This is a genomic window from Vibrio sp. YYF0003 (assembly GCF_036350715.1).
Classification (GTDB): domain Bacteria; phylum Pseudomonadota; class Gammaproteobacteria; order Enterobacterales; family Vibrionaceae; genus Vibrio; species Vibrio natriegens.
Genome location: NZ_JAZDWA010000005.1, coordinates 284,306 through 296,330, shown reverse-complemented (window position 1 = coordinate 296,330; position 12,025 = coordinate 284,306). Strand labels below are relative to the sequence as shown.

General features: G+C 45.9%; 14 protein-coding genes. 9 read left to right on the top strand and 5 right to left on the bottom strand.

Annotation, left to right across the window (positions count from 1 at the left end; translation table 11 throughout):
• The first annotated feature begins 26 nt into the window (after positions 1-26).
• A complete protein-coding gene (locus tag V1U08_RS16150; protein WP_020333619.1) occupies positions 27-728 on the top strand; it encodes a M15 family metallopeptidase in 702 nt (233 codons plus the stop codon).
• Entirely contained in the window at positions 725-928 is a 204-nt protein-coding gene (locus V1U08_RS16145) for a DUF2897 family protein (protein ID WP_014232689.1), read from the top strand. Before V1U08_RS16150 ends, V1U08_RS16145 begins: the two co-directional genes overlap by 4 nt.
• Before the next feature lie 73 nt (positions 929-1,001).
• Here V1U08_RS16145 and bamC read toward each other — a convergent pair whose 3' ends face one another.
• Positions 1,002-2,021, bottom strand: coding sequence for an outer membrane protein assembly factor BamC (bamC, locus tag V1U08_RS16140; protein ID WP_014232690.1), 1,020 nt, complete (start codon positions 2,019-2,021; stop codon positions 1,002-1,004).
• Positions 2,022-2,081: 60 nt separating this feature from the next.
• Entirely contained in the window at positions 2,082-2,966 is an 885-nt protein-coding gene (gene dapA / locus V1U08_RS16135) for a 4-hydroxy-tetrahydrodipicolinate synthase (RefSeq protein WP_014232691.1), read from the bottom strand.
• 384 nt (positions 2,967-3,350) lie between these two features.
• Here dapA and V1U08_RS16130 point away from each other — a divergent pair, with 384 nt between their 5' ends.
• A complete protein-coding gene (locus V1U08_RS16130; RefSeq protein ID WP_020333622.1) occupies positions 3,351-3,893 on the top strand; it encodes a glycine cleavage system protein R in 543 nt (180 codons plus the stop codon).
• A gap of 16 nt (positions 3,894-3,909) precedes the next feature.
• Complete coding sequence (gene bcp / locus V1U08_RS16125; RefSeq protein WP_330471003.1) at positions 3,910-4,380, top strand: thioredoxin-dependent thiol peroxidase; 471 nt, start codon at positions 3,910-3,912, stop codon at positions 4,378-4,380.
• A 112-nt stretch (positions 4,381-4,492) separates the two neighbouring features.
• Here bcp and V1U08_RS16120 read toward each other — a convergent pair whose 3' ends face one another.
• Positions 4,493-5,566, bottom strand: coding sequence for an AI-2E family transporter (locus V1U08_RS16120; protein ID WP_330471002.1), 1,074 nt, complete (start codon positions 5,564-5,566; stop codon positions 4,493-4,495).
• Positions 5,567-5,803 carry a sulfurtransferase TusA family protein gene (locus tag V1U08_RS16115; RefSeq protein WP_014232724.1) on the bottom strand — a complete coding sequence of 79 codons (237 nt, stop codon included), beginning with the start codon at positions 5,801-5,803 and terminating at the stop codon, positions 5,567-5,569. It lies immediately after the preceding gene.
• Between the two features lie 315 nt (positions 5,804-6,118).
• Between V1U08_RS16115 and V1U08_RS16110 the strand changes: the two genes are divergently transcribed.
• The 4 genes from V1U08_RS16110 to V1U08_RS16095 are packed head-to-tail and all read left to right on the top strand — an operon-like array spanning position 6,119 to position 8,970.
• Positions 6,119-7,570: a beta-barrel assembly-enhancing protease gene (locus V1U08_RS16110; RefSeq protein WP_014232725.1), complete on the top strand. Its 1,452-nt coding sequence runs from the start codon at positions 6,119-6,121 to the stop codon at positions 7,568-7,570.
• A 16-nt stretch (positions 7,571-7,586) separates the two neighbouring features.
• On the top strand, positions 7,587-7,937 hold the full coding sequence (gene arsC, locus V1U08_RS16105) for an arsenate reductase (glutaredoxin) (protein WP_330471001.1): 351 nt from the start codon (positions 7,587-7,589) through the stop codon (positions 7,935-7,937).
• On the top strand, positions 7,938-8,507 hold the full coding sequence (gene wrbA, locus V1U08_RS16100) for an NAD(P)H:quinone oxidoreductase (protein ID WP_014232727.1): 570 nt from the start codon (positions 7,938-7,940) through the stop codon (positions 8,505-8,507).
• Between the two features lie 22 nt (positions 8,508-8,529).
• Positions 8,530-8,970: a DUF2069 domain-containing protein gene (locus V1U08_RS16095; protein ID WP_014232728.1), complete on the top strand. Its 441-nt coding sequence runs from the start codon at positions 8,530-8,532 to the stop codon at positions 8,968-8,970.
• 67 nt (positions 8,971-9,037) lie between these two features.
• Here V1U08_RS16095 and V1U08_RS16090 read toward each other — a convergent pair whose 3' ends face one another.
• Entirely contained in the window at positions 9,038-10,237 is a 1,200-nt protein-coding gene (locus V1U08_RS16090) for a DUF2066 domain-containing protein (protein WP_330471000.1), read from the bottom strand.
• A gap of 454 nt (positions 10,238-10,691) precedes the next feature.
• On the opposite strand from V1U08_RS16090, the gene V1U08_RS16085 reads away from it, so the two are divergent.
• Positions 10,692-11,945, top strand: a complete 1,254-nt coding sequence (locus V1U08_RS16085) for a uracil-xanthine permease family protein (protein WP_014232730.1) — start codon at positions 10,692-10,694, stop codon at positions 11,943-11,945.
• Positions 11,946-12,025 lie beyond the last annotated feature (80 nt).

The following is a 12,025-nucleotide window of genomic DNA, read 5'->3' as shown; positions in this document are numbered from 1 at the left end:
GCTAACAGCCAGTTAACGAGAACAACATGACACCATCGCAACTTACAGGAACCACCGATTCTCACCTTCAATCAACGATGGTGGGTCAAAAAGCCTTTTTGCTTCATCCAGAAGTGGCTCATGACCTGCTAAGAATGATTGAGGCTGCAACGGATGCTGGTTTTAAAATGGAGATTGCCAGCGGCTTTCGAGATTTTTCACGTCAGCGCTCAATCTGGAACGGAAAGTTTTCTGGTGGGTTGCCAATTCTTGATTCAGACTCAAAGCCACTGAATAAGTCTGCGTTGAGTGACGAAGAGAAGCTAATGGCGATTTTGCGGTGGTCAGCTCTGCCAGGTGGAAGCCGTCACCACTGGGGATGCGATTTTGATGTCTATGCTCGTAACTTGTTACCTGAAGGTACAGATCTGCAACTGGAACCGTGGGAGTATCTAGAAGGCCACCAGTATGAGTTCTATCTATGGCTGAAAACGCACCTCAATGAGTTTGGCTTTTTCTTCCCATACAAAGACGATCTTGGTGGCGTCGCTATTGAACCATGGCACATTAGCCACAAAATTGTCGGTCAGCAATGTTGCTCACAGCTAACGTCTGAGTTGCTAAGAAGTGAACTGATTAAGCAAAACGAGCAGCACAAGATTGCGGGAATAGATTCAATACTAAATAATCTAGATAAGATCATGTCTACGTTTATTCGTAACATTGCACCACCGCCGGAGGCACCATGATAGAGCTGCTCACTAACCCTTGGGTTATCATTATTGTCGTGTTAAGTGTCATCATCGGTAATATTGCCGCCCTGAAATACACAGCCAAAATGAAGTTTAATCAAATGGATAAAAGCCGTAAAAACGACTTGGATAAACTGAATGAGCTCGACCAGGAACGCTACGGGGATAAAGAGAACAAAGACGATCGTTCTCGTTAATGAATGCCATTAAAAAAGGGACCAAACGGTCCCTTTTCTCTATGCACTGTACAAATACTTATGCACTGAACAATTACTGCTTCACTACTTCTGCCAGAACTGGCGCTAGTGATTTAAGGAATTCTTCTTCAACAGGCTTACCTGAAGAGTCAGTAATGTTGATTGACGTACGGTTACCCAAGTCGCCAAATAGGAAGGTGTATTTACCCGCCTTCAAGTCAACAGGTTTAACGCCAATATCATTCCAGAACTCATCATCCGGTGATGCGTATCTCGCTTCTACTGTACCCTGGGATTGAGTACGATCTTCAACCGTGAAACCCATCTTAGGCAGAATCACAGGCAGACGCGGCCACAATACGTCATATTGAGCACGAGCGATGATGACTGGAAGTCCACTTCGGTCTGTACCCATCGTAACAGGAATCTGTTTTACCAGCTCCTGAGCTTTACGCTGAGCATCTTCACGGACTTGCTGATCGTAGCGAGCGGTTACCAGGTTAGTCATGAACACATTGTAACGCTCACGGTTTGTCGGAGTGACTTCTTTTACTTGGCCACCTTCACGCCAGTCAATAAGACCGACTTTAAATCCATAACGACCGCCTTGCTGTGTACGCAAGATCTCGTATCGGCTGCCAATCTCCATGTCTTCATCTGGAGAATCCCAAGTTACCCAACCCGTTTCAATACGTGAATCGGTCTGACTCTCAACCGGAATTTTTCTGGCCTCAACCATACCTTGTACAGTTTGCCAAACCTTGTCCAACTCGTCTTTACGGAGCAACCACAACGTCACTTCACCATTTTGACTGCGATCCAAGCGAGCGCCAGGAATAAGTTCTAACACTTGCTGTGGTGGACGAATATCAACGTCTTTACCCACGCCACCAGCATAAGCACCCTGAGGGATCTCGTAGTTTGGGTAGAGCTGAGGCTGAACGCCTTGTGGCGTATTCCACTCACCCAGCGTTGGGGTGTTTAAATACTCGAAATCGTCCTTTGCCTGACGACGTTGGTTGGCACCACCTGTACAGGCAGTCAATACGAATACAGCTAATGAACTTAACACTAACTGGCTTGAAAGCTTCATTTATACTCCTAAAACACTGAGGGCTCAGTGGCCCCCAGTATGAACGTCAATCCTAGTAGCTCAATCTTTATAAATACGGGCGTCGATTAACGCCTGTTCCACGATAGGCTGCAGATTTTCAGAAAGCGTGGTTAGAGGAAGACGTAAGCTACCATCCTCGATCAAACCCAGCTTTTCTGCTGCCCATTTGACTGGGATCGGGCTTGCTTCAACGAATAGATTCTTATGCAGAGTCATTAAACGCTCGTTAATCGCTTCTGCTTCTTCGTACTTACCTTCACTTGCCAAATGGAACATGTCTGCCATATCTTTTGCCGCGATGTTGTTGGTTACCGAGATAACCCCATTGCCACCAAGCTTAACAAAATCTAAGCCCGTCGCATCATCACCACTTAGTAAGATAAAATCTTCGCCACAAAGTTCACGGTGAATTGCAACTCTGTCCAAATCGCCTGTCGCATCTTTTAGAGCAACTATATTATCAAGCTTTGACAAACGTGCCACTGTCTCAGGCTTCATATCTACCGCCGTGCGACCTGGTACATTGTAAAGAATGAGCGGCACATCACTCGCTTCTGAAATAGCTTTATAGTGCAGGTACAAACCTTCTTGTGTCGGCTTATTGTAGTAAGGCGTTACACTTAGGAAACCAGCGATACCAGAATCCGCCAGTAGTTTACTGAACGTCACGGCTTCGTGGGTAGCATTTGCACCCGTACCAGCTATCACCGGGATACGACCATTGGCAAACTCTACCGTCTTATTAACAACCTTTACATGCTCTTCAATCGTCAGTGTCGCTGACTCTCCGGTTGTGCCTACTGCCACAATACCATCGGAACCAGATTCGATATGGTATTCCACTAGCTTTTGTAGACTATCAAAGTCTACTTCGCCATCCGCTTTGAATGGCGTAATCAGCGCTACGATACTTCCTGAAAACATGTTTATCTCCCTTATTTAGTTCTTTCTGCATGGTACTGTAATGCGATTGAAAAACACAAGAGCGTAAACTCGCTTACAAAGTACAAATGAGTGAATAATTATCAGATGTTAGAGATCTAGCAAATTAAATGCTCGCTTTGGCCGGACTCGCACAAAACTGGATAACAGCGTTAGTTAACTGATTCAATTTTGAAGAACAAGGCGCGAGCAAAAGAAAGACCTCATTTTTACTATGCTCAGAAATATACTCTTCGGCGCGCTGAATCAAGTCAGACTTGAGTGAATAAAAAAACCATGTTGTAAACAAAAGCGGACTGACTCGATCTTTCTCTGGAATATCTGTGCTAACATCTTTCTATTGAAGAAAGGACAAGAAGCTCATTTATGAAGCAACATCTGGTACTTACAGCAGTTGGAACGGATCGTCCAGGTATCTGTAACCAAGTCGTAAAGCTCGTTACGCAAGCTGGCTGTAATATTGTCGATAGCCGAATTGCTATTTTTGGCAATGAATTTACCCTAATCATGCTGCTGACAGGTAGCACCAGTAATATCACTCGCGTCGAAACACAGATGCCTTTACTGGGGCAAGAACACGACCTGATCACGATAATGAAGCGTACCGCTGCTCACGAGTTACTCGACAACAGCTACACCATGGAAGTGTTTATCGAGTCAGAAGACCGTCCTGGGCTCACTGAGAAATTCACTCAGTTTTTTGCAGACCAGCAGATTGGCCTGGACTCACTGAGCGCACAAACCATCAGCAAGTCAAAGATTCAGGCCGATGTTGATCAATTCCACATCGCCATTACTGCATCGGTGAGTGCCGATTGCAATCTGATGCAATTACAAGAAGATTTCGATGAACTTTGTAAGTCGCTCAACGTACAAGGTTCTCTGAATTTCATTAAAAACACACTATAAAGTAAAGGAAATCATAATGAATACGCTGACAGCAGGCTCGCCAGCGCCAGCCTTCTCTTTGCTCGACCAAGACGGCAACACAGTGACACTTGGTGATTTTAAAGGCAAGAAAGTACTTTTCTACTTTTACCCGAAAGCGATGACTCCGGGTTGTACAACGCAAGCAAAAGGCCTGCGTGACATTAAAGCAGAACTCGACGCGCACAATGTTGTTGTGCTTGGCGTCAGCATTGACCCGGTAAAACGTCTGGGCAAGTTTATCGAGCGCGATGAGCTTAACTTCACGCTACTGTCTGACGAAGACCACGCGGTCGCAGACCAGTTTGGTGTTTGGGGCGAAAAGAAATTCATGGGTAAGATCTACGATGGTCTGCATCGCATCAGCTTTCTTATCAACGAAGAAGGCGTGATTGAACACGTGTTCAATAAGTTTAAAACCAAAGATCACCATGAAGTGGTTTTAAATTACCTCAAAGAAAACGCGTAAACCGTCGGCTTGAACCGAACTCCTAAATACAAGAAAGCCCAGTACATGCTGGGCTTTCTTTTTTCTCAGACAGTGAGAATTGATTCTCTTAATGCAGACAAGCTTGGTATCGCTATTCCTGCTCCGCAGGTTCACTCTCTTCTGTACTCGGTAGCGCATTCCAAACGGCTTTTACTAGCGTCGCCAATGGGATAGCAAAGAAGACGCCCCAAAAACCCCACAGTCCGCCAAAGACCAGCACAGCAATAATGATAGCAACGGGATGAAGGTTTACTGCTTCAGAAAACAGCACCGGAACCAACACGTTCCCGTCCAATGCCTGGATTATCCCGTACGCGAGCAGTAGCCAATAGAATGGCGGTGTAAGCCCCCACTGGAACAGCCCGACGATAGCCACAGGGACAGTAACCGCTGCTGCGCCAATATATGGGATAAGAACGGACAAACCGACCGCGACGGCTAACAATGCAGAATAACGTAAATCCAGAATCGCGAAGGTGACATAACTTACTCCACCGACAATCAGGATTTCGAGCACTTTACCGCGGATATAGTTTGAGATTTGTTCATTCATCTCGTGCCAAACTTTGTTCGCTAGTCTGCGGTTTTTAGGCAGAATACCACTGGCCATACCAAGCATTTCCTCTTTGTCTTTGAGCAAAAAGAAAATCAGCAAAGGCACCAGAATTAAATACACCGCTAACGTCGCGAGGCTGACTAGAGAAGCCAAAGACCCTTTGACGACGCTCTCTCCAAGCCCTAAAGCCTGGTTTTTCGCATTGGCTACGATAGTTTCTACAATTTCTAGGTTCGCCAGTTCAGGATGACGCTCTGGAAGCGTAACAATGAACTTCTGTAATCCATTGTACATATTAGGGATATCGTTAATTAAGTTGCCAACCTGAGTCCAGATAGTCGGCACTAAACCAAACAAAGCAATCAACATCAAACTAATGAAGATAAGCAATACAATGATGACAGCGAGTGTGCGCGGCACCCCCATACGGCACATTTGCACTACCGGCCACTCCAGCAGGTAAGCGAGTACAATCGCCACCAATAGTGGAGCAATGAGATGACCGAAGAAGTAAATAGTGATAAAACCAAACAGCAAAATCGCTACCAGGCTCACTGCATGTGGATCAGAAAATCGACGTTGATACCAACGACTTACCATTTCGAACATCTAAGCGGATTCCTTATTGAAAACAGTCAATGTGTAGTGATCTGATGTTGGTTGGCAATCAACCACGTACCCTTGAGCATTTAGGTATTTCACAATATCTTGTTTAGAGCTGTTATCCGTAACTTGAATGACAAGCTTTTGATATTGCGGATTTTCTCCTTCAAATGCCTCAACAGTGTGACGCTTTGCAAGTAACAGCGCTAAGGGGCAGCGTTGCTTGCGCAAATCAAGTAGCATGGATTCCATTGTATTGCTCTGCACTTATGATAGGGTTGTATTGTAACGGCTTTTTAAGTTGGTGCTAGCACTTCTGACATGATTTAACCAGATCCTGAAATCACTCAGATATAAACAATTTACGAAACCAATTCGTTTATTCTCGGTCTTATTGCTAGCATATACCCAAATGATTTCAAGGTGCATGATACCGCGAGTTTCTCGAGGTTATTTGGGCATACTAATAACAGGATGACCGTACAGTATAGTGGTGACGTTGTGAGGTTCGCGACCTCCTACCACATGCTCAGGTATTTGGGAGAACCTTTAAAACGTATGTTAAAACGCACTCGATCGCTAGTTTGCTTATGTATTGCTGCAGCAATTAGTTCGCCAACAACCTACGCTAATAGTATCGACTTACCCGATATTGGGACAGCCGCAGGTAGCACTCTATCGATAGACCAAGAGTTGATTTATGGTGATGCCTACATGCGCATGCTCAGAGCGAGCAAGCCGCTTGTTAACGATCCTGTGATTAATGAGTATATTGATTCTCTTGGCCACCGTTTAGTGGCCAATGCAAATGACGTAAAGACACCGTTCCATTTTTTCATGATTCGTGACCGCAACATCAACGCTTTTGCGTTTTTTGGCGGTTATGTCGCTCTGCACTCCGGTTTATTTCTGCACGCTCGCAGTGAAAGTGAACTCGCCTCAGTGGTTGCCCACGAAATCGCGCACGTTACGCAGCGACACCTTGCTCGTAGTATGGAAGAGCAAGCAAGACGTTCACCAGCCTCATTGGCGGCGTTAGCGGGAGCTCTGCTACTTTCAATTGCGGCACCAGAAGCGGGGATTGCCGCTATTACCGCGGCAACGGCTGGTAACATGCAGAGCCAAATAAACTACACGCGCGCAAACGAGAAAGAAGCCGACCGTTTTGGCATATCTACACTGGCGAAAGCAGGATTTGACGTTCAGGCCATGCCTCGCTTCTTCGGACGCTTAGCCGACGAATATCGCTATGCGAGTAAGCCGCCTCCGATGTTGCTTACTCACCCGCTTCCAGAAGACCGAATCACAGACAGTCGACAACGCGCACAGGCTTATCCTCCGCTGCGTATACTTCCGTCGATTGACTATCACCTCGCCCGTGCGCGTATCGTAGCCCGTTATGCAAGCATTGATTCGCAAGCCGCTTTAGGCTGGTTTGAGCGTACGCAGAAGAAAGCCACAGCCGATATCATGCCAGCATTTGATTATGGGCGTGCGCTGGTTCATTTGGACAGCAAACAGTTATCGAAAGCCGAACCAATATTGAAGAAACTGTTGGCGCAAGATCCGGGAAATCCCTTTTATCTTGATGCGATGAGTGATCTGTATATCGAGAAAAAACAACCCGAAAAAGCGGCCGATATGTTGAGTAAAGCGCTCGCACGCAATCCGCAAAATAAAGTTTTGACGATTAACTACGCGAATGCGCTGCTCGAAGACAATAAAGATGAGCAAGCGGTGCGTATTCTTCAACGATACACCCATGACAACCCTGAAGATACCAATGGTTGGCAACTGTTGTCGAAGACCTACAACGAGTTAGGGCGCAACGATGAAGAGTTGGCTGCACGCGCCGAGATTTTGGCTTTGCGAGCGAATTGGAATAAAGCGATTCAATATTACAGTGAAGCAAGTAAAATGGCCAAGTTGGGCAGTTTAGAGCAAGCACGATACGATGCTCGAATTGACCAGCTCATGATCCAAAGAGATCGATTCATGGCATTACAATAACGAAATGGAGAAAACCATGTCAGTCGTGATTTATCACAACCCTCGTTGCTCAAAGAGCCGTCAAACTCTTGAGCTGCTGGAACAAAATGGTGTTACACCTGAAGTCGTAAAATATTTGGATAACCCACTTACCGTGGAAGAACTAAAAGCACTCTACGCTCAGCTAGAGTTCTCAGCTGTTCGTGACATGATGCGTACAAAAGAAGCCGAGTACAAGGAATTAGGCTTGGGTGAAGCGTCTGTCAGTGATGAACAACTGTTCGAAGCAATGGCACAAAATCCAAAACTATTCGAGCGCCCTGTTGTTGTCGCAAACGGCAAAGCGAAAATCGGTCGTCCACCAGAGCAAGTGTTGGATATTCTATAAATGGATTGCCAGATCCTTATTTTGTACTTCAGCCGTCACGGCGCAACAAAACAACTGGCAAGACAGATAGCAAGAGGGGTCGAATCGACTCCTCACTGCGAAGCAATTTTGCGTACAGTTGAAGAATTGTCACCTCACTCACATACCCCTTCCGATCCAATTGTTACTCTAGAAGAACTGAAAAAATGCGATGGTCTTGCGTTTGGTAGTCCCGTCTGGTTTGGCAACATGGCAGCGCCGTTAAAGCACTTCTGGGATCAAACCACACCTTTGTGGGTAAGCGGAGACTTAATCGATAAGCCAGCGTGTGTATTTACCTCATCCTCTTCGATGCATGGTGGTCAGGAAACCACACTACAAAGCATGATGACTCCATTGTTGCATCACGGGATGATGGTATTGGGAATTCCTTATGCAGAACCAGAGCTGCACTTAACTCAGTCAGGTGGTACACCGTATGGCGCGAGCAGTGTCGGCAAAGAGCCAACACTCACCAATGATGAGGCTCGTCTGGCACAGAAGTTGGGTAAACGACTAGCAACAGCAGCACTAAAGCTGAAGAGCAGCTAGTAAATTCAAGGATAGTAAATCGATGTCTGAATCTTTTGACCAACCTGCACTTAGTGCACAAACCAAAAGCTATCGTTACTTGGCTTTGTTTGGCAACTTGGCTTTACTGGCTTGGGTAGCGATATGGCAACTCGCGCTGTCTCCTCACCCTCACTTGAGCAGTACAACGCTAGCGATTGCATGGTGTATTCCATTATTGCTTCCGTTGCCGGGCATATTGGCAGGCAAACCCTATACTCACGCTTGGGCAAACTTTGTGTTAATGCTGTATTTCCTTCATGCATTAACCATCTTATATGTTGATGGCGGAGAACGTTGGCTTGCCGCAGTCGAGCTTCTGCTAACGACGCTAGGCTTTTTTGGCAACATTCTCTTTGCGAGAGCAAGAGGCAAAGAGTTGGGCCTCAAACTCAAACGCTTATCCCAAGTAGAGAAAGAAGAAAAAGCGAAGTTCAACAAATAAGGCCAACGATGAAACAAAAAAGAGTCGCGATTTGCGACTCTTTTTTTATTTTCAAAACGTTAGCATTCTATGAACGTTGACTAGAAGTCCATTCATAAATAACGTCATACTGCTCTTGCGCTGGCTGGACTACAACAGGCTCAGATTCTTTCACTTCTTCAACTGCGACGTCAGCGGTCACAACATCTGAAGCCAATGACTCTTCTTGCGTTGCAAGTTCTGGTTGAATTGGCTCTTGAACAGGTTGTAAAGGCGCGGCGGCTTCCACTGGCGTTACTGGCTCTTGGTAGTCACCCAGTTGCGAAATCGATGACGCTTCCTTTTCAAACGCCTCTTTAGAAGCCAATAGATGAAGTTTAAGTGTCAGTTCATTCCCCTGAACTCGCTTAACCTCAGTGCCAGCAACAGAGTTAAGTTTCTTTAAGGCGCTTTCTAAGTGGAAAAAATCTTTCGCTGAATGGATGTTAACCACTTTCATCGTGATCCCATCAGAAGACTCGCCCGACACAACCACGGCACTCTTGCCTGCGTAATAGTCGGAAATAGCATCGACCACTTCTGCCATCGCATTCACCCCAGTTGCCGAACCACTACGAGGAGAACGCTGCGATACAAGAATCGCCGATGGTGATTGGTCGTATAACGTCCAGCGAATTTGATCGCCCTGAGCTTTAAGTACCATCACCGCATCAACGGGGTAACGTTGACTCGCCTTCGCGATGGGTTCAACAAATCCGCCCCATAGATCAGAGACATCAACGCCAGTCACATCATCAAAGTCACCCACTGGGACAGTAATCGGCAGGCCTCGTGTTTCCGCTGCAACGCGCAATGCAGAAACCTGCGCTGAGTCGGAATTCTCCCAAGCAATGGTGCGTTCATAAGCTTGCTCTTCAATCGCCCAGACAAGAATATTGGCGCGATGAGGCGACCACGATGGCAACTGTGCTTGAGTCAAAAGAGAATGAATCTGACCACTGTTAAAGCGCATATCCAGACTTGGTTTGCCGTCAACTTGACCGTAACCAAGTTGAGAAATGTAACGTGAGCTTGAGCTCAGCGCTTTTTGAATAACAGTATTACTTAAAGAGGATTGAGAACCAGTTGCTCGAACAATCACCTCTTTCATACCTTGTTCACGAGCCAAAGACTCACCGTTATCTTGCTCACTGTCGATAATCACTTCAGCACGATAGATATCTACCTGCGTTAAGGCGTAAACGGGCAGAGACAACCAACCTATCAGTAAAAGAGCTAAATAGCGCATAGTTTTCATTTTCCTCTAAATAAGAGAAAGCATAATAAGCAACTATCAAACCTTGAGCAAGGCGAGCCACAAGAAAATAGCCTAAAATTTGAGCAACTTACGTCAATTGCGGCGCAGTATTCAGTGTCAATTAATGAGTCACCCTTATTCTTATCAATCTATATGCGTATACAAAAACTGAGTTCCCCGGGCTAACTAGATAGCAGAAAATCCCATCTCCAACATTAAGCCTGACCTTGTGAGTAGCAGGCGATTACATCTTTTTCTTTGCAATTCATCTAACAAAATATGAACTTTAGCTCGTAAAACAGGCACTTTTGTAAGAAAACCGCTCTAAAAGCATATTTTAACCACTTAAAATCATCGAAAAGTTTGATCTGATCATTGTCGCAAACGTTTGCCGAATGGTACTATTCGCCGGATTTGTCTGCGTATCTTTAAATAGGAAATGATTATGAAAAATGCGTTACAAGGCGCTCAGATGCTCTTTGTCGCTTTTGGTGCTTTGGTACTCGTGCCACTTCTAACTGGCCTCGATCCAAACGTAGCACTCTTCGGCGCTGGTGTTGGTACCCTCCTCTTCCAATTAATCACTAAACGTTCTGTCCCAATTTTCCTTGCTTCTTCTTTTGCGTTTATTGCTCCTATTATGTTCGGTATCCAAACATGGGGTATCGGTGCAACTATGGGCGGCTTAATGGCAGCAGGTATGGTTTATATTGCCCTGGGCGCAGCGATTAAAGTTCGTGGCGTAGGCTTTATTCATAAGATTCTGCCACCTGTGGTTGTTGGCCCAGTGATTATGGTAATCGGCCTGGGCTTGGCTCCAACAGCCGTTAACATGGCGATTGGTAAAACTGGTGACGGCGCAGCTCAACTAGTCAATGGTGATGCAGCGATCATGATCTCTGCCGTTTCACTATTAACAACTATTGCACTGAGCGTGTTTGCGAAAGGCTTCTTAAAGCTAGTACCAATTGTTGGTGGTATCTTGGCAGGCTACTCCGTGTCTCTTGCCTATGGCGTTGTTGATTTTACCCCTGTCGCTCAAGCAGCTTGGCTTTCATTGCCAAACTTCACCACGCCAGAATTCAATATCAACGCGATTCTGTTCATGATTCCGGTTGCGATTGCTCCTGCTGTAGAACACGTAGGTGACATGCTGGCTATTTCTAACGTGACAGGCAAAGATTACCTTAAAAAGCCAGGTCTACACCGTACTATCGCGGGTGACGGGGTAGCGACGATGGCAGCGGCAATGGTTGGCGCGCCACCAAATACGACTTACAGCGAAGTAACTGGCGCGGTAATGCTGACGAAAGCATTCAATCCGAAGATCATGACATGGGCAGCAGTGACCGCTATTGTTCTGGCTTTGGTTGGCAAGCTAGGCGCTATCCTTCAGACCATCCCTGTTCCTGTAATGGGTGGCATCATGATCCTACTGTTTGGTTCTATCGCTACTGTAGGCCTGAACACGCTGATCAAAAACCACGTTGATCTACACAAGTCTCGCAACCTGGTTATCGTTGCTGTTACGCTAGTATTTGGTATTGGTGGCATGGCTTTCGGTATTGGTGAATTCAGCCTACAAGGCGTTAGCTTGTGCGGTATCGTGGCAATCATTCTGAACCTGGTTCTTCCACACGACCTAGGCGAAAACCACGTTGTAGATAACGCTCAGATCGAAGAAGACAAAGCGAACTAATTCGTAGGTTCAATTCGACACATACAAAAAAGGCTTGGTAATAACCAAGCCTTTGTTTTTGTTCAGAACTGAATCTGCGT